This window comes from Komagataeibacter diospyri, assembly GCF_043995075.1.
Classification (GTDB): domain Bacteria; phylum Pseudomonadota; class Alphaproteobacteria; order Acetobacterales; family Acetobacteraceae; genus Komagataeibacter; species Komagataeibacter diospyri.
Map to the genome: position 1 here is coordinate 3345001 of NZ_CP171836.1, position 17920 is coordinate 3362920.

The window sequence follows — 17920 nt, forward strand, 5'->3', positions numbered from 1 at the left end:
GATACCTTGTGGAACCGCGTTGGCGGTGCACGGGGTGTTGCGGTCTGGTAAGTTTGCTCTTTGATAATGTGAATAGGTTGGTGCGTTTGTGGACGTGCCTTTGTCACGGGTTGGTCTGACCCGTGTGATGGTCCGAGCAGTCGGGGTATCACATGCTAGGTGACGGAGGCGTATGCGTTCATGAGCGAGTTAAGTGTTGAATTGTGCGATGCACTGCACTTTCTCTGTGCGGGTGCTGCTGCTTGATCTGCCGGTTATCTGACTGGTGGTTTGGGTGGATGGCTCCTGTGCATGTGTGGGCAATGAGCGCGATAAGGGCATTCGGTGGATGCCTTGGCACCAGGAGGCGATGAAAGACGTGGCACGCTGCGAAAAGCCATGGGGAGCCGCGAGCAGGCTTTGATCCGTGGGTATCTGAATGGGGCAACCCACCCAGCGATGGGTATCATGTCCTGAATACATAGGGGCATGAGGCGAACCCGGGGAACTGAAACATCTAAGTACCCGGAGGAAAAGACATCAATTGAGATTCTGCTAGTAGTGGCGAGCGAACGCGGAACAGGCCAGTGGTCATTTTTGAAGAAGCAGAACGGAATGGAAAGTCCGGCCATAGCGGGTGATAGCCCCGTATGCGTAGTGTCAGGAATGATCCTTGAGTAGGGCGGGACACGTGAAATCCTGTCTGAACATGGGGGGACCACCCTCCAAGCCTAAATACTCCCTGGTGACCGATAGTGAACAAGTACCGTGAGGGAAAGGTGAAAAGCACCCCGACGAGGGGAGTGAAAGAGACCTGAAACCGAATGCCTACAAGCAGTCGGAGCCTCTTATGGGGTGACGGCGTACCTTTTGTATAATGGGTCAGCGAGTTTCTGTTTGCAGCAAGCTTAAGCCGATAGGTGTAGGCGCAGCGAAAGCGAGTCTGAATAGGGCGACGAGTTGCTGGCAGAAGACCCGAAACCGAGTGATCTAGCCATGGCCAGGCTGAAGGTGCGGTAACACGCACTGGAGGGCCGAACCCACGCCTGTTGAAAAAGTCGGGGATGAGCTGTGGCTAGGGGTGAAAGGCCAATCAAACTCGGAAATAGCTGGTTCTCCGCGAAATCTATTGAGGTAGACCGTCTGGTATTACCCCGGGGGGTAGAGCACTGGATGGGCTAGGGGGGCCCAAAGCCTTACCAAACCTAACCAAACTCCGAATACCCGGAAGTATGAGCCAGGCAGACAGACAGTGGGTGCTAAGGTCCATTGTCGAGAGGGAAACAGCCCAGACCACCAGCTAAGGCCCCCAAATCGTGGCTAAGTGGGAAAGGATGTGGGGATTCCAAAACAACCAGGAGGTTGGCTTAGAAGCAGCCATCCTTTAAAGAAAGCGTAATAGCTCACTGGTCTAATAGAAACCCTGCGCCGAAAATGTAACGGGGCTCAAGCCACGTGCCGAAGCTGTGGGTGCATACTATGTATGCGCGGTAGCGGAGCGTTCCGTAGGTCTGTGAAGGAGACGGGGTGACCCTCTCTGGAGATATCGGAAGTGCGAATGCTGACATGAGTAGCGACAAACAGTGCGAGAAACACTGTCGCCGAAAGTCCAAGGGTTCCTGCGCAAGGTTAATCCGCGCAGGGTGAGCCGGCCCCTAAGGCGAGGGCGAAAGCCGTAGTCGATGGAAACCGGGCAAATATTCCCGGGCCTGCCAGAAGTGACGAATACAATATGTTGTCGGGTCTTATCGGATTGATCCGGCTTTTGGAGTATTCCAGGAAATAGCTCTGGCATATAGACCGTACCCGAAACCGACACAGGTGGACTGGTAGAGAATACCAAGGCGCTTGAGAGAACGATGCTGAAGGAACTAGGCAAATTACTTGCGTAACTTCGGGATAAGCAAGACCCGTCAGTGGGCAACCATTGGCGGGTGGCACAGACCAGGGGGTAGCGACTGTTTAGTAAAAACACAGGGCTGTGCGAAGTCGAGAGACGACGTATACGGCCTGACGCCTGCCCGGTGCCGGAAGGTTAAGAGGAGGTGTGCAAGCACCGAATTGAAGCCCCGGTAAACGGCGGCCGTAACTATAACGGTCCTAAGGTAGCGAAATTCCTTGTCGGGTAAGTTCCGACCTGCACGAATGGCGTAACGACTTCCCCGCTGTCTCCAGCATCGGCTCAGCGAAATTGAATTCCCCGTGAAGATGCGGGGTACCCGCGGTCAGACGGAAAGACCCTATGAACCTTTACTGCAGCTTTGCAGTGGCATCAGAGACATTCTGTGTAGGATAGGTGGGAGGCTTTGAAACCGGGGCGCCAGTTCCGGTGGAGCCATCCTTGAAATACCACCCTGACTGTTTCTGATGTCTAACCGAGGCCTGTTAGCCAGGTCCGGGACCCTGCATGGTGGGCAGTTTGACTGGGGCGGTCGCCTCCCAAAGTGTAACGGAGGCGCGCGATGGTGGGCTCAGGCCGGTCGGAAACCGGCTGTCGAGTGCAATGGCATAAGCCCGCCTGACTGTGAGAGTGACAGCTCGATCAGAGACGAAAGTCGGCCATAGTGATCCGGTGGTCCCGCGTGGAAGGGCCATCGCTCAACGGATAAAAGGTACTCTAGGGATAACAGGCTGATCTCCCCCAAGAGTCCACATCGACGGGGAGGTTTGGCACCTCGATGTCGGCTCATCACATCCTGGGGCTGGAGCAGGTCCCAAGGGTTCGGCTGTTCGCCGATTAAAGTGGTACGTGAGCTGGGTTTAGAACGTCGTGAGACAGTTCGGTCCCTATCTGCCGTGGGTGTTGGAGACTTGAGAGGATTTGTCCCTAGTACGAGAGGACCGGGATGAACATACCTCTGGTGCACCGGTTGTCGCGCCAGCGGCACAGCCGGGTAGCTAAGTGTGGACGGGATAACCGCTGAAAGCATCTAAGCGGGAAACCCACCTCAAAACAAGGTCTCCCCGAGGGCCGTGATAGACCATCACGTCAATAGGCCAGGTGTGGAAGCGCAGTAATGCGTGCAGCTAACTGGTCCTAATCGCCCAACAGGCTCATTCCATCGCCACAACAGTGGCAACACACATGCACAGCAGTCATCCACTCTTCAATACTTACAAAAAGCACCAACCCATCACATCCTCTCAGCCCCTAACCAGGGATGACTGGATGACCTGGTGGCCATGGCGGGGAATGATCCACCCGATCCCATCCCGAACTCGGCCGTGAAACACCCCAGCGCCCATGATACTGTGCCTTAAGGCACGGGAAAGTCGGTCGCCGCCAGGTCTTCCAGTCACCCCTCACCACCGCGGGGTGGAGCAGCCCGGTAGCTCGTCAGGCTCATAACCTGAAGGTCATAGGTTCAAATCCTATCCCCGCAACCAACAATAAACGTCTGAAAAGACACAAAAAAAGCCACCCTCAAGGGTGGCTTTTTTTGTGACTAAATCACAATGCAGGAAACACATAGGAAACAGACGGAAAGGTAATCTGGCGTATTTTTGTCGAATGTCACAAATGCGTGAAGGTGGGAAGGGGCATCCCGTCGCCTGTTTCAGGGTATGATCCTGCCTTGTCGAGTCAGGACAGTCTCCCCTCTGCTGTCCATAACTGGAGTAGCAGGAAAGCCTCATGGCCGCAGACGAACTCACGGGACTGATCAGATATCTCGGTCAGGATGACTGGCAGGACCGTTTCGCGGAAGTGCTCGGCGATCACATCGGTCCGGCGCTGGAAGCGGGCGACATCACGTTCGAGGATCTGGCGGAGATGATCGGCCCCGACGTCGCCATGACGCTGTGGGGCTGTGCCTTCGAGGATTTTCTCGGGCAGGACCGGGACGATGGTCGGAACATCGTTGACGTCTATCTGAAGCGCCGTGGCTGGAAGGAAGGGCCGCGCAACAGCGCCTATATGCGTGCGCTCAGGGCTTCGGTCATGAGCCTGTATAAGTCTCGGACATCAGACCCGGCCAGAGCCTGATGGCGCGTGACCTGCTGCGGGGTGGCGAGCCTGTTCTCGTGCATGAAGGCACCGCCACCCGGACACTCAGACAGTGGGACCGGATTGCAACGCGGCTTGTGCCATCCGATGGAAAGACCATTCTGGCTGGCGGTCTGCTCGCCTGTTCACGGGGCGCCTGTGAGGATCTGGCCGCAAACCTTTACAGGGCGCTGCGGAAAAGACGCGGCAAGGCGGAATTCCCCAAAGTCGATACGGAAACCCTGCGGGAACTCGCGCCGATGTTCACGCTCACCTGGCTGTTCCGGACGCTGGAAGACATGGCCCGGCAGATGGAGGGGCCTGCGCTGTTCAATGGCGATGGCGAGGATCTGGTCTTCCATGAAGTGTGTTTCCCGCTGGCGAAGGGGAATGTGAAGCGGCCCGGTCAGCCAGTGCCCGATGTGATCGACATGCCGTATTCCGGGAACAAACTGCACCCGACGCAAAAGCCCGTCGCGGCGCTGCTTCCGCTGGTGGATACATTCTGCCCGGCTGGTGGCTTGGTGCTGGACCCGTTTTGAGGTTCGGGTTCGTCGCTGGTGGCGGCGCAGCATCTTGGCCGTGAGTGGCTGGGGATGGAACTCGACGTAGAACACGCGGTAACGGCGACCCGGCGGCTGGCCTGGCACGCGGCTAAGAAAATAGCAGCATAGGGAGTGAACGCTGCAGGGCCGACAATTCGGTTTTGCGGTGCCCCCCTTCCTTGGCCTGTTTGTCCGCACAAATTTGCGCCGACCCGACTTCGCGGATCGGTGGCAGGAAGATGAAAAATAGGCGACGCTCGCCGGGCAAATGCCCGCCTCGCGGAATATTCTGTCAGGAGAGGAAGAACGACAAAACGTCGTGCGATCGCGTTACGAGATCGACATATCTCCAAACACAGTCTGCACAAAACCTTCCCATTCCGCATCCTGACTTTCCTGCTGCCCGAAACAGGCGCAAGAGGAAGGGTAACGCGATGCTGATGTCAGATTGGCAGTCGCCGGCCGCTTATGAACATGCACAAGACATTGCTGCTGCCGGCATGGCCTGGGAATATCTTCGACGTGACGACGAATACCGTCGCGCGTTCCTGAGAATGAAAACGCTCTCGGCTCCGAAGTCAGCGGGCAGCAAAGCCTTTTCCGAACGATGGGGTTTGCGATTTCCCTGTCGATCCGGCGTAGCCTGCCGGCTGCACCCCTGTCTTCTGGATACCGGAACTCTCGCCTGACGTTATCGAACTGCGTGCGGCGTTCATGGACACGAATGATCCGGGCGCCATGCCCATCAACCTCGCGGAACTATCCGGCGTCATCGCGCAGCTGGATAACGAAGAGGGGTGGCATGGTTTCTGGCGGTCAGGCGCGTCGTCACATCAATTCTGGCTTCCGATACATCCACCGGATGGATGCGCCACCTATGTCGTGATCCTGCCGTTGGATAAACTGCTAGAACTTCGCGCGGAGGCAGTACTGCGTTTATGGCGCGCGCTGGCCGGCCGACCTGAGGGCAGATGGGTGCATGATTTCCCGCAGCAGACAAGGGGCCGACATATCCTGAGATTGCGCGCGGTTGATGGTCGAGCAAATGGCGCGAGCTATCGCAGGCTCGCCGAGGTCTTGCTCGGGTTTCGCGGAAGAAAGGCTGATTGGGAAAACGATCCTCGCAAGAACCAGGTTCGCCGCCTTGTCGCCGATGGCCGGTATTATGTTCGAGGAGGCTACCGTGATCTGTTGTGCTATCCGATCAGTTTGCAGGAGTGTTGAGCTTTACGGCGTGTCGTCAGTTAAGCAGGATGATGATTGAGGCGAACTGCACGGCTGCGAGGAAGGTCGATTTCAGTTTATCGTAGCGGGTTGCGATAGCGCGAAACTGCTTGAGTTTATTGAAGAACCTCTCAACAAGGTTCCGTTCGCGGTAGAGAGAAAAATCGGTTTTCCGTCGTGTCGTTCTGTTGCGTTCTGGCGGGATGACCGGGGTAATCCCGCGCTGTATCAGCCGATCGATCAACCTGTCCGCGTCATACGCCCTGTCAGCAAGGAAAGCATCCGGGTCGATGTTTTCCAGAAGTGGTTCCGCCTGGGTGATATCGGCATCCTGTCCCGGTGTGATGCCGAGTTCCACCGGATTGCCCAGAGCGTCGCAGATGGCATGGATCTTTGTAGTCAGCCCGCCTCGTGATCGTCCGATGGCCTGATCCGTGCCCCTTTTCTGAGAGCTCCGGCACTATGCTGATGCGCCCGGACAATTGTGCTGTCGATCATCATGTATTCGTTGTCATGATCAGCGGCCAGATAACGAAATACCCGTTCGATGACGCCGCTTTCACACCAGCGGCGCAGACGCCGGTGCACGTTTTTCCAGTCCCCGAAACGGGCAGGAAGGTCGCGCCATGGAATACCCGCGTGATAGCGATACAGCACCGCCTCCAAGAACAGACGGTTGTCCGCCGCAGTGCCGCCGACATAGCCTTCTCAACCGGGAAGAAAATCCTTTATCCGCTCCTACTGGTCATCGCGTAAACCATAGCGCCGCATCTGTCTGTCTCCCCCAAAAAACGGGAAAACAGTCAGCACACGCAGACACAAAGTACAACCCTCACCTGCCACACTCAGGGCTTAACTGACGACACGCCGTAGGATCTGGAATGGGGGTGTCTTCAATAGGTCATGTCGTTAATGCTCCTAAATTGCCAAGTGGTTGCAGTCTTGTTCTGAGTTCGATTATCATGAACAAGTCATAATTAAATATGATCAAAAGATGCGGGTCGGCGGATGATCGACGAGAGATCAATGGCGGAATCTGCTATCGGATTGCGATGATGGTTTAAAGCAGTGCTTACTCGAAGCAACCATTCTGCCAATTCGCCAATCCCGCCAATCACCGCCGTTTCCACGCGATGACCGCACGGTGCGTGATAGTTGTTGAATCGAGCCAAAATGGCCCTCTTTTAATCATCCCCGTGTAGGGGCCGTCTGTTCCGGTCCCGTTCGAGCGGGGATCAGATGGCGGTTTCGCACCATAATGTTGATTTTCACTGAGAACTGACCCGGGTAGGGCGGAAATTTTCATCGAGATTTGACCCATGCCTTCACACTCCCCGGCAGCATCTGCTGGGGGTTTGAGGAGTGATTGACATGGAGCTTCTGAGTGTGATCCGTCGGTGGCACTGCCGGGATCATCTTCCGATCTGCGAGATCGAATGCCGGACGGGACTGTCACGCAATACGATCCGGAAATATCTCCGGGCACAAAGTATTGAACCGCGGTTCCAGGTCCCCGAACGTCCCGGCCGACTGGACCCGTTTGCTGACAGGCTGAGGGGATGGCTGGTCCTGGAAGCCGCCCGATCACGCAGGAACCGGCGCACGGCGCGGCGACTGCATGAGGATCTTGTGGCACTGGGCCATGATGGATCCTATGGAGCTGCCTGGACTGCTGGGAACGGCTGCAGCATATCGAACTGACCCGGAGCATCGCCGAGGTCCATGCAAGCCGAGCGTCCTCACCTCATGGTTCCGGGGCGTCCCTTTGACGGGTTTGTCGAACAGACCAGGCGCGTCTCACCAACCTGTCTGATCCGGTTCGAAGGCAACCGCTATAGCGTGCCGGCCTCCTTTGCCAATCGTCCGGTCAGCCTGCGGGTTTATCCCGACAGGCTGCGCGTTATCGCCGAAGGGCAGGTTCTGTGCGTGCATGACCGGATCATCACACGTTCGCATGGCGTGCCAGGCCGCACGGTGTATGACTGGCGGCATTATCTGGCGGTCATACAGCGCAAACCGGGCGCCCTGCGCAATGGCGCGCCGTTTGCCGAATTGCCAGCCGCCTTCCGGACCCTGCAGGATCAACTGCTCAGGCGACCTGGAGGCGACCGGGAAATGGCTGAAATCCTGGCCCTTGTGCTGCAGCATGATGAGCAGGCCGTGCTCTGCGCGGTTGAACCGGCTCCTGAAGATGGCGTGCCGACCAGGACCCATGTTCTCAATACGCTTCATCGCCTGACCGATGCCAGGAGAACCGTGGTTCCCCGGCTTGATGCCCCACAGGCCCTGGTGCTCGAACATGAACCGTGCGCCGATACAGGGCGGTATGACATTCTGCGAAGGGACAGCCGCCATGCGTCATGATCCTGCCGCCGCTTCACTTGTCGTCATGCTCCGTGGATTGCGGATGTATGGCATGTCCCAGGCTGCGGCTGACCTCATCGAGCAGGGCGCACCCGCCTTCGAGGCGGCCATCCCCATCCTCTCGCAACTCCTGAAGGCCGAACTGGCCGAACGCGAAGTGCGCTCCATCGCCTGCCAGACAAAGACCGCCCGGTTCCCCGCCTACAGGGACCTGTCCGGGTTCTCCTTTGCCGATACGCAGGTCAACGAGCCCATGGTTCGCCCCAGCTCCATGGCGGGGATTTCATCGAGCGTGCCGAAAATGTCGTGCTGATCGGTGGCCCGGGAACCGGGAAAACCCACCTGGCGACCGCGCTGGCCATCCAGGCGATCACCCATCACAGGAAGAAGGCGCGCTTCTGGTCAACGGTCGACCTGGTCAATGCGCTCGAACAGGAAAAGACCGCCAGCCGGGCCGGACAGATTGCCGACAGGCTGCTCCGCCTGGATCTCGTGATCCTTGATGAACTCGGTTATCTTCCCTTCAGCGCGTCTGGGGGCGCCCTGCTGTTCCATCTGCTCAGCCGCCTCTACGAGCGCACCAGTGTCATCATCACAACCAATCTGAGCTTCAGTGAATGGGGAGACGTCTTTGGTGACCCGAAGATGACAACGGCGCTCCTCGATCGGCTGACCCATCACTGTCATATCCTCGAGACAGGAAATGACAGCTACAGGTTCCGCGCCAGCACCGCCGCGTCAAAAAACAGAAAGGACAGATCCTCTTCTTGACCGCCCGTCCGACTATGCCTGAAATAGCATCTGGCTGGGTCAATTCCTGATGAAAAACCCGGGTCAGTTCTCAGTGAAAATCAACACCCTCAGGCTCTCTTGACTATGTTGTATCGCTCGACGGACTGTCGCTGTCGTCGTGGTGCTTCCGTGGTGAACCTGGCCCATAGTGCTTCCTTCCACTCGGGTGAAAATAATGCACCATCAAATCCCGGGACCAAACATCTAGCACTACAGTTGCATTTTGTGTCGTGAGTGAGCGCGGATAGCACTGGCCTGATGCGTTCGTCGAAAGACGGACCATCTGAGGATGTGAGAGACGGGTAGTCTGCGTTGTGCAAGTTTTACGACGAGGCGCCTGATCTCCTGAATGGACCAGCGGACAAGGACTGTCGTGTTCTGAGTTGTGTTTTTTTCGGTTTCAGTGAGTTTGCCTGGTAACGGACACTGGCCATGACGGCATAGGCCAGCATGACCAGAGAGACATGCCGATGCCAACCATGCCAGGAGCGGGTCTCGTTATGATCAAGACCAAATTCGTTTTTGGCCGTCTCGAACCCTTCTTCGATCCTCCAGCGCGTCCCTTCAACGTTCACCAGTTCCTGCGTGGTTGTCCCTTTCGGGCTCCAGGTCGTAAAATAGGCAAGGTCCCCGTCAGCGATGTTTCGGCGGATCAACAGGCCACGTGTCCATGGTCCGGCTATAGGGCAGTCAAATTCTTCAGCATCCAGATCAGCAAGCGGAAGATACGCCCAGTCATAAAGTCGCTCACCTTTTGTGCCGTGCCCCGCTGACAGACGACGCCAGGCCTGGTCTGGCAGTCCTGCTGCAATATCTTTCGCCTCTCCGGCAATCAGCGGTTCCGTTGCCCATGATCCGAACCAGTGATTGCCCTTGACCCCAAGCACATATCCAATTCCTGCCCGGCGAAGCGTGCGTTCTACGTCGCCCACGCCATACACGCTGTCTGCTGCAACCCAGCGGAACGGCACACCGGCCTCAATACTTCGCTCAATCATCATCGAGGCTAACGCCGGTTTGGTTGCAAACACCACGTCATCGGGAACGTGGGCCCGCTTCAGACGCTCAGGCTTTGATGTCCAGTCTTTCGGGAGATACAGGGCGCGGTCAATAAAGGCATGCCCCCGTTCCGAAACATAAGCGCCAAACACACCAATCTGGCAGTTCGTGATCTTGCCGGCAGATCCCGTATACTGCCGCCCCACACCGCAGGACGCCTGACCCTTCTTCAGAAAACCGGTCTCATCAATGACCAGCACGCCCTCTTCAGTGCCCAGATGCTCAATCACATAATCCCTGACGACGTCACGAAGGGCATCGGCATCCCAGTGCCCGCGTCCCAGAAGCGCCTGCTGCCGCCATGGACCAGGATCTCCTGCGGCTTCCGCTCGCATCCATCCCGTCTTGCGTGGTTCATTGCCAATCAAAACATCAAGAAAAGCACAGGCCGAATCTACGACACGTTTTTGCGTGAACAGCGGCGCCATCCGATCCTTGGCGGACCGAAGCGAGCGCGCCCATAATTCCAGCGTCTCTTCAACAGACGTACCGCCACTCATCATATCCTGAATCATGGTTACCCATAGATTCAGAACTCAACACAAAATGCAACTGTAGTGCTAGGTTCTGTCTGCATTCAACGTAGCCAGATCATGGCGCATGCGAGGTGGACGAACCCCATGAATGCAGGGAGAGTTTTCTCGCATCGCAAGGCAATCCTGCGGAAACGTTTGAGTTTGTTGAAGAAGCATTCGATCTGATGGCGTTCCTTGTAGAGGCTCCAGTTGATCGGAGGCATGATGGCGCGGCTGGGGTTGGCTTTGATTTGTGCGATTGCCCCGAGGTCATCAGCTATGAAAATGCGTAGTGGGTCAGCGTCGTAAGCGGCATCGGCAATGACATGGCCCACACCCTGCAAGCCGGACAGGAGCGCCTCGGCCTGTGGCCGGTCGCCCCATTGCCCCGGTGTCGGATGAATCCGGAGCGGTAGGCCGATCGCATCGACGACTGCATGCAGTTTGGTCGTCAACCCACCACGTGAACGACCGATGGCGGCAGTTTCAGCCCCCCTTTTGCGCCGGCCGCATCGGCATGGACTTTCGAAATGGTGCTGTCGATCAGGACGTATTCGAAGTCCGGAGTGTCGGCCAGGGCATGGAAAAGCCTTTCCCAGACACCAGAGTGTGACCAGCGTCGAAAACGAGCATGGACAGCGGTCCATTTACCGAACACCTCTGGCAGGTCACGCCAGCGCGCCGCATTGCTGGCCATCCACAAGATCGCATCCACGAACAACCGGTTGTCGACTCCACTCCGCCCAGGCGTTCCGATCCGGCCGGGAAGATGGCCTTCGATCCGGTTCCATTGCTCGTCTGTCAGTGTTCGTCTGCTCAAGGCTCGTCCTCCCTCGACAGCCTTGAATCAGAACTTCAACCCAAAGGGAATCCGTGAATGCAGACACAACCTAGGACAACAGCGGGAATGTCCACCCAATTCAGGATTTTTGCCGCTTCAAGACGATGGCCACCGGCAATCAGTTCATACCGCTTGCCTACTTTCCTGACCTCGATCGGCTGACGCAGGCCACGGTCAGCCATGGATGCCGAAATGAACTTTGCATACTCGCGGTCGATCTCACGCAGGCGGTCGTCTGCATTGATATCGGCAATGAGGATCATTTCAGTGTTCATGCCGCCGCTCCGTTTTGACGGTGCGCGTCAGGCAGCGGACAGGTAGGTGTTCTGTCAACACGAGTGCGAACAGGAGAACCGTCAGCATGAAACCGACCCGGTCCCCATACCTCATAGGGACGTTTACCCAGAATGGCCGCGATCTCGCGTTCCATCAGCACGGAGTGGCCCGGCTGGCTGATCGTGGTGCTGACAAGGTTGGGGTTCTTACCCAGATGACGGGATAGCGCGGCGAGTGACCCATACTTCTTGCGAAGCGCGGCCTTGATATCCTCTACGTGCATCCCCGATGGCTTTTGTGCCATAAGTGGACTCCTTGAGCTTTGAGGCCGGTTGCCCCCGGCCTCTCTTTTTCGTCCAACCGCGTCTGTTATCAACGGAGGAACACACGTAAAATGCCACTACTGGTATCATATGCAAGCGATAAGTTCCATTTACCGGTTCTTTTCTGGGGATATTCTGTTGATAACGTGGCTAGCAGCCTGAAAAGAAACCAGAAATGAATCCCAAACAGGAACCAATTTCTGATTTCCCGGTTTCAGAAGAGAACTGGGAAATGGAATCCCGCGTTGAACGCCTGAAGGAGGCGATCCGCAAAGGCGGCGGAAACCTTGAGGTTGCCCGTAACGCTGGGGTGCCTCTTAGTTCCCTGAACAACTACGTCTCCGGTCGGGAGATGAAGGCATCAACAGCCATTCGGGTCGCAAGAGCCTGTGGCGTCAGTATGGAATGGCTGATCGCTGGCACTGGGAATATTTCTGGTAAAAATAATGACGCGTCTATAGAATCCGGCAGTATTCAGGCTTCCGAAAATGATCTTATATCTATACCAAAGTATGATGTAAGTTTTTCTGCGGGATACGGCATGATATATGACAATAATATTGCCCCGATTTCCTATAATATATTAAAGGCGTCTCTTCCCCAGGAATTGGTTTCCATCAAAAAAGACCTTATTTCAGTCACTGCTAACGGCGATAGCATGATGCCGCTGATTGCCGACGGCGATACGATCATCGTGGATACTCGCAGGCAGCCTATCAGAAATGGGTTCGTTTATTGCATCCGGCTAGGTGACCAACTTCTGGTCAAGCGCCTTGCGCTGCGGATCAATGGCAATCTGGCAATAATGAGCGACAACCCCCGCTATGAAACGGAGGAAATTGACGCAAAAAAAGCAAGTCAGCTTTCAGAAGATGGTGATGGTCCATGCCATATTCTCGGGCGTGTTGTTTGGAGAATTGGCGAGGTTAGTTGCTGATTATGAGAGTATTACTAAATATATATTATAATTTTGCTCTATTTCTTTTGATTGCCATTGGAACGGCAACTCATTCATATGGACAGACTTCTGCCACCAAGCCTTCCTGTGCTCACTGGACAAAAACCGTCAATCTAGACGGTCTGGACGAAACTGCCATGGAGTTGGAACCTGATGGCTATTATTGCGAAAAGCCGGACAAGGTTGTCGTGGATAATCACCATTCTTCTGTCTCTGGATCAGGCCAGAGCGGCGGCAACTACCGTTCAGGCAGAGGATATGGACATCACGCCTATGGCGGTCATTCACGGCGGCATTAAAGGACGCTTAAGAGGGTCATAAGACCGTTCAGAAATTATAGTCCCGTGAACAGGTTGCAGTTCCAAACCCTACGTCCATGTGTTTGGGTTCGATTGACAGTCCCAGACATCCCACCAAACAGAAAACGGCGCTGTGGATAACCTCCATGCGCCGTTTCAGCCCGCAGCTTTCCTAACGTTTCTATCTCACTAAGTCCCCGGATATCCCGTCATATCCCGGTCAACATCCATTTCCATTCCCCCGCTCCCCTTTCAGCAGGGGCCATGGAAAAACAGGGAATCTGTTGAACTGGCCACACTCAGATGGGTGGACTGGTTCAATAATCGCCGCATTCTGTCATCTATTGGAAACATCCCCCCGGCAGAAGCTGAGGCTCGCTTTTATGCTCAGCAGAAATTACATGCTTTAGCCGCTTAGTTCAGATAAAAAACGTCTCCACAAAACCCGGGGCAATTCAGTCGGGCGACCAGGGTTTATCACGCTGACTGGTTCAGGGATGCACTGGAAGAAAAGGAGATCAGGCCCTGCATTCCACGACGGAGATCCCGCGGAAAACCTGTCAAATACGACAGGCAGAAATACAAACGCCGCAACCGCATCGAGATCATGCCTGGAAGGCGTAAGGACTGGCGGTGTGTCGCAATACGCCAAGACAGATGCCCAACCGTATTCTTCTCGGCCATCTGTCTCGCTGCAACCGTCATGTTCTGGCTATGAGTCCTGAGCGTAACGACCTTATCTTCATCTCAGCCGTATTCCTGTAATGAATGCGCTGAAGTTCCGGAACAAGAGAACCTCCTGTTGTCCAGATAACATGTGTCGCGTGATCTGGAACGATCTGATGTCTCCTCAGATATTCTCGCCCTGCTTCGGTTTCATTAAGCCACATTGGCCCGCGCAGTCCGGCCGCTGCAGATGGCTCCGGTAAAAATCCCAGATGTTTCTCTACAAGAGCCATATTTTCATATAATTCGTCATCGGAAACCGTAAATACGCCTGCCAGCATTTCCTGAATGCGATGCGCGACAAACAACGACGCCTGTCCGACGGCAAGTCCGTCGGCTTCCGTTTTGTTATCCAATCCGATTTCCGCAACGGAAACTGGCCCTGTTTGTCCAGAACATAACTGGAGCAGCATGCAAGGTGATGCGACCGGTTCGGCAAAAAAGCAGTGTACGTCTGGGCCAAAAATTGCTTTCAGCCCGACGGTAATACCTCCAGGTGCACCGCCTACCCCGCACGGTAGATAAACCAGCAACGGCATCTGGCTGTCCACCTTGCGACCGACCGCATGCAATTGCATTTTCAGTTCCAGCGCTGCGGTTGCATAGCCGTAAAATAAAAGGGCGGATGCTTCATCGTCAACAAAGTAATCGGACTCTTTCATGAGCGAACGCGCCGTCGCAACCGCTGCGGAATAGTCCCCCTGATGTTCAACGACAGCCACGCCCCGCGCCAGAAGGCGATCTTTCTTCCATTGCCTGGCATCGGCAGACATATGGACTTCCGATCTGAACCCGAGGGCAGCCGACAGGGTGCCGATGGCAAGGCCCAGATTTCCAGTGCTGCCTACGAGGATCTTATGCGCGGAAAAGAGTCCTCTGGCTGCCTCTTCTGCCAGACAACGCCTGTCAGAGGTGGGATTGATGATGCCATGGTCAAGTGCGAGTTTTTCGGCATAGGCGAGAACCTCGTGAAATCCCCCCCGTGCCTTGATCGAACCCGCGACTGGAAGCAGATCATCACGCTTGATGAACCACGCACCTGGTGCGGTTACAGGCGAACATGCGGCCAGTTTCCCCGCATTGGTCAGGGGAGACTCAATCCGACCACCTGTCGGACCCAATTCGTTGAAGAGCGCTGCCAGAAGCGGTTCACTCCGCTTGAAGCGCGCGCCTGCACCAGCGATTCCAGCTAATATGGATTGATCAGGGCGGCAGTTGGGAAACAGCCGCTCATTCAGCCAGAGACAACGACTTTTCGTGCGCAAACAATCTATAATATGGCTATAATCTTTGCTATTCGTCATTTCAAACGGCCTGAATGATGCGGTTCTGGGACGACGTATAGCGCGTCGTGGCATCACGTGGGAACGATATATTCTAATTTATGCATTAGTGGAGCTAATGGATATGCCTCTGCCCTCAACATCAGTTCTGGGAGCGCTTCGCAGCTTTCATGTCGTCGCAACGAAGCTCTCCTTTACGAGGGCAGCCGCCGATCTGTGCGTAACCCAGGGGGCGGTCAGTCAACAGATCAGGCTGCTTGAACAGCATCTTGGCCTCAGATTGTTCATACGCTCCGCGCGCACCCTAACATTAACAGCAAAAGGAGAGGCATTGCACCAAGTTATGACACGTGTGTTCTCTGATACTGAGGCTATTCTTGAAGAACTACAGACACCCGATGCTCCTCTGCAGATAAGTTGCTCGCCTTCGTTTGCCCTGCATTGGCTGACGCCCCGTCTGGCAGATTTTAACGCACAGTATCCCCATGTCCCGGTTCGACTTGTTGCAGAGTTTCAGGATCTGGATTGTGAGGAACTTGCGCGAGGCCGTATTGATATCGCCATTCGTTACGATCCAAAAAAATACAATGATGTGGTGGCGGAAGACCTGCTTGATGAGTTTATCATTCCTGTATCGACACCATCATTTGCAGAAAAAGCACAACCACTGGAGATAAGAAGTGTCCACCTTCTACACGATAACGAACCGTGGACAGGTGCCCCTGAATATTGTGAATGGAATGACTGGATAAAAGAAAACATGGACGATTACAAATGCACGATTGGCGGATCGCAGTTTAACCTGTCCAGTCTTGCGCTGGGATCTGCCCTGAAAAATCAGGGTGTGGCTATGGGTAGAATGGCCCTGGTGTATGACGACATTCTTTCTGGAAGACTTGTTTTCCCATTTGGGAAAGCGATACCTGCAAGAGCACGTTATGTCCTGATCTGCCGTGATGCTGCAGACAGAAGAGTAAATGTTTTCACGAATTGGTTAAGAACTGAATGTGCCCATTTTCGGCGACAGCGAGACAACATGTTGAAATCCCTGCCAACAAAAGTCTGTTCATTGAAAAACAGATGATTGCCCGCCCGGCAGGGATACCAGCACGCGTAAGACAAAATCAAAAACTTACCCGCACCGTGGAAGAAAAATACCCACGTAGAGGTCTTCAGAAATTAGTTACCAAATGACTGACATGAGCCTGTAGTGGTCCGGTTACTGAATGCCTATCAACGACGAAGATTGCCAGCTTCATGTTTACATTGGGTCGGTTGCTCCAGCGCGGCAGCGTTGTGCATAAGCACTTGGGCTATATCCGGTGTTTTTTCTAAAAGCCGCTGCAAAAGCGCCCAGACTTTCGTAACCGACTGCGGCGGCGACATCGGTCACACGCTCACGTCGCGCCAGCCTCTCCTGCGCATTAAGAATACGCAGGCGCTGCCGCCAGGCTGAAAACTGCATGCCCGTATCAGCGGTAAAATGCCGAATGAATGACCGCAAAGACATTCCTGCCATATCCGCCCACTCCTGCTGTCCTCGCGGATCAGCGGGAGTGGCACTCAGGGCCTCTGCGACCCGTTTTAGCCGGGCATCTTCGGGAAAAGGCAGTGAAACAGAATGATGCGGAATGGACAGGAATTCATCCCAGAAGCTTTCGGCCAGCCTTGTAAGGCTGTCCTGCCATACTGCTTCTTTGGCATTTTGCGACAGACGTTCAACCTGAGCCATCAATAACCGCGTGCAGTCTATCAGAAAAGGCTTGTGTGAAACTGAATAATACCTCTCAGCAGTAATATACAGACTCCAGCCTGTGATAGCACCGTGGGAGCGTGCCTCATGAACAAAGCCAGGAGGCAGCCAAAGGAGCTGTCCCGGCCCGATCAGCCAGTAAGAACTTTGGGTCATCACGGCCATAACACCGCTTTCCACTACGAATATCTGCCCTCTTTCGTGAACATGCAGGTCCGTGGTCCGGCGGTTCGTCTGTCTTACGGGACTTCCAGATAGCCAGGGAAGACCACATGACGGAGGAGGATCTTCTAATAAAAAGTAAAACGATTTGGCGTGCATGAGTCGCATTATGGCCTACGGTCGGCAGAATGCCAAAAGTATCTCCTTTACAATCTTCTGGTCCACTCAATTCACAAGATTAAAGGGGATTCCATGTCTTCCACACACCACGAGCAGATCATCAGGGAAATGTTCACCACATTCACGGACTTTGGTTCAACTCCGGATAAGCTGCTGGATTTCATGACTCCGGACTATCGGCAATTTGTCGATGGATGTGAAATGACGTTGGGTGACTTCCTGACCCACACATATGCTTTACGCAACACTCTTCATGCGTTGAAAATAGATATTCAGCATGTCGTATGTGAAGACGATAAAGCTGCCACCGTTCACGTGGCTCGTGCAACACGTCGCTCCGGCAAGCAAAGTCTAATCAAGGTCGTTGCTTTTTATCAGTTTCGAAAAGGGCGCATCTGTCTTGTAGATGAACTGACGCATCTCCTGAAAGGGAGTGAGAAAGACCAGGTGCTTGGGGCACTACAATGAGAGAACCCATTCAATTCGAGCAGATGTTCTCATTTCAGATATGGAGTGTCTGCTTTCGGAAAACGCAAACGAACTGCTGAACGACCGCAATGAAGGCGAATGCCGCCAGTCTGCTTTATTCTCTGTAAACCAGACTGGCGGCTTCGGGGGAAGCGGATGGTCTGCTGCTGGAGTGCCAACACATGAAA

Annotated in this window: 12 protein-coding genes, 1 tRNA gene, 2 rRNA genes and 6 pseudogenes; 14 read left to right on the plus strand and 7 right to left on the minus strand. The window is 54.8% G+C overall.

Annotation, left to right across the window (positions count from 1 at the left end):
* Positions 1-300 precede the first annotated feature (300 nt).
* From ACE2AA_RS15560 to ACE2AA_RS15585, 6 genes and pseudogenes are all read left to right on the plus strand, one after another.
* Positions 301-3041: ribosomal RNA gene (locus ACE2AA_RS15560) — 23S ribosomal RNA — on the plus strand.
* Between the two features lie 111 nt (positions 3042-3152).
* A 5S ribosomal RNA gene (gene rrf, locus ACE2AA_RS15565) occupies positions 3153-3268 on the plus strand.
* 21 nt (positions 3269-3289) lie between these two features.
* Positions 3290-3366 (plus strand) — tRNA-Met (locus ACE2AA_RS15570).
* A 247-nt stretch (positions 3367-3613) separates the two neighbouring features.
* Positions 3614-4353 (plus strand): annotated as a pseudogene (locus tag ACE2AA_RS15575) (hypothetical protein); the annotation flags it as partial.
* Positions 4354-4949: 596 nt separating this feature from the next.
* Positions 4950-5198 carry a transcriptional regulator domain-containing protein gene (locus tag ACE2AA_RS15580; RefSeq protein ID WP_395372235.1) on the plus strand — a complete coding sequence of 83 codons (249 nt, stop codon included), beginning with the start codon at positions 4950-4952 and terminating at the stop codon, positions 5196-5198.
* A 25-nt stretch (positions 5199-5223) separates the two neighbouring features.
* Positions 5224-5733, plus strand: coding sequence for a DUF2285 domain-containing protein (locus ACE2AA_RS15585; RefSeq protein WP_395370390.1), 510 nt, complete (start codon positions 5224-5226; stop codon positions 5731-5733).
* A 16-nt stretch (positions 5734-5749) separates the two neighbouring features.
* Here the strand turns inward: ACE2AA_RS15585 and ACE2AA_RS15590 are convergent.
* Positions 5750-6465: pseudogene (locus ACE2AA_RS15590) on the minus strand (IS5 family transposase).
* Between the two features lie 639 nt (positions 6466-7104).
* Between ACE2AA_RS15590 and ACE2AA_RS15595 the strand changes: the two are divergent.
* Both ACE2AA_RS15595 and istB read left to right on the plus strand, forming a co-directional pair.
* Positions 7105-8097 (plus strand): annotated as a pseudogene (locus tag ACE2AA_RS15595) (Mu transposase domain-containing protein).
* A pseudogene (gene istB, locus ACE2AA_RS15600) lies at positions 8087-8868 on the plus strand (IS21-like element helper ATPase IstB). Before ACE2AA_RS15595 ends, istB begins: the two co-directional pseudogenes overlap by 11 nt.
* Positions 8869-9212: 344 nt before the next feature.
* Here istB and ACE2AA_RS15605 read toward each other — a convergent pair.
* From ACE2AA_RS15605 to ACE2AA_RS15620, 4 genes are all read right to left on the minus strand, one after another.
* A complete protein-coding gene (locus tag ACE2AA_RS15605; protein ID WP_012812328.1) occupies positions 9213-10463 on the minus strand; it encodes an IS701-like element IS1452 family transposase in 1251 nt (416 codons plus the stop codon).
* A 62-nt stretch (positions 10464-10525) separates the two neighbouring features.
* Positions 10526-11283 (minus strand): IS5 family transposase gene (locus tag ACE2AA_RS15610; RefSeq protein WP_395369507.1). Its coding sequence is split into 2 segments (ribosomal slippage): positions 10526-10965 and positions 10965-11283, totalling 759 coding nucleotides; the frame shifts between segments, so codons are not numbered across the junction.
* Between the two features lie 35 nt (positions 11284-11318).
* The gene (locus ACE2AA_RS15615) at positions 11319-11579 is read right to left on the minus strand and encodes a ParB N-terminal domain-containing protein (RefSeq protein ID WP_395370392.1); all 261 of its coding nucleotides are present in this window, start codon (positions 11577-11579) and stop codon (positions 11319-11321) included.
* Positions 11576-11884, minus strand: a complete 309-nt coding sequence (locus ACE2AA_RS15620) for a helix-turn-helix domain-containing protein (RefSeq protein WP_395370394.1) — start codon at positions 11882-11884, stop codon at positions 11576-11578. Before ACE2AA_RS15620 ends, ACE2AA_RS15615 begins: the two co-directional genes overlap by 4 nt.
* 194 nt (positions 11885-12078) lie before the next feature.
* Between ACE2AA_RS15620 and ACE2AA_RS15625 the strand changes: the two genes are divergently transcribed.
* The 4 genes and pseudogenes from ACE2AA_RS15625 to ACE2AA_RS15640 form a co-directional block, all read left to right on the plus strand.
* Positions 12079-12840 carry a helix-turn-helix transcriptional regulator gene (locus ACE2AA_RS15625; RefSeq protein ID WP_395370395.1) on the plus strand — a complete coding sequence of 254 codons (762 nt, stop codon included), beginning with the start codon at positions 12079-12081 and terminating at the stop codon, positions 12838-12840.
* Positions 12841-12842: 2 nt separating this feature from the next.
* Positions 12843-13160, plus strand: a complete 318-nt coding sequence (locus ACE2AA_RS15630; protein WP_395370397.1) for a hypothetical protein — start codon at positions 12843-12845, stop codon at positions 13158-13160.
* Positions 13161-13413: 253 nt separating this feature from the next.
* Positions 13414-13578, plus strand: a pseudogene (locus ACE2AA_RS15635) (IS3 family transposase); the annotation flags it as partial.
* Between the two features lie 45 nt (positions 13579-13623).
* Positions 13624-13878: pseudogene (locus ACE2AA_RS15640) on the plus strand (transposase); the annotation flags it as partial.
* Here ACE2AA_RS15640 and ACE2AA_RS15645 read toward each other — a convergent pair.
* Positions 13862-15190, minus strand: coding sequence for a D-serine ammonia-lyase (locus ACE2AA_RS15645; protein ID WP_395370398.1), 1329 nt, complete (start codon positions 15188-15190; stop codon positions 13862-13864). The pseudogene ACE2AA_RS15640 and the gene ACE2AA_RS15645 overlap by 17 nt on opposite strands.
* A 97-nt stretch (positions 15191-15287) precedes the next feature.
* On the opposite strand from ACE2AA_RS15645, the gene ACE2AA_RS15650 reads away from it, so the two are divergent.
* Positions 15288-16253 (plus strand): LysR substrate-binding domain-containing protein, encoded by a 966-nt coding sequence (locus ACE2AA_RS15650; RefSeq protein WP_395370399.1) that lies wholly within the window; start codon positions 15288-15290, stop codon positions 16251-16253.
* 177 nt (positions 16254-16430) lie between these two features.
* On the opposite strand, the gene ACE2AA_RS15655 is transcribed toward ACE2AA_RS15650, so the two are convergent.
* Positions 16431-17243 carry a helix-turn-helix domain-containing protein gene (locus ACE2AA_RS15655; protein ID WP_395370401.1) on the minus strand — a complete coding sequence of 271 codons (813 nt, stop codon included), beginning with the start codon at positions 17241-17243 and terminating at the stop codon, positions 16431-16433.
* Positions 17244-17336: 93 nt separating this feature from the next.
* Here ACE2AA_RS15655 and ACE2AA_RS15660 point away from each other — a divergent pair, with 93 nt between their 5' ends.
* Entirely contained in the window at positions 17337-17732 is a 396-nt protein-coding gene (locus ACE2AA_RS15660; RefSeq protein ID WP_395370402.1) for a nuclear transport factor 2 family protein, read from the plus strand.
* Positions 17733-17920: the final 188 nt, after the last annotated feature.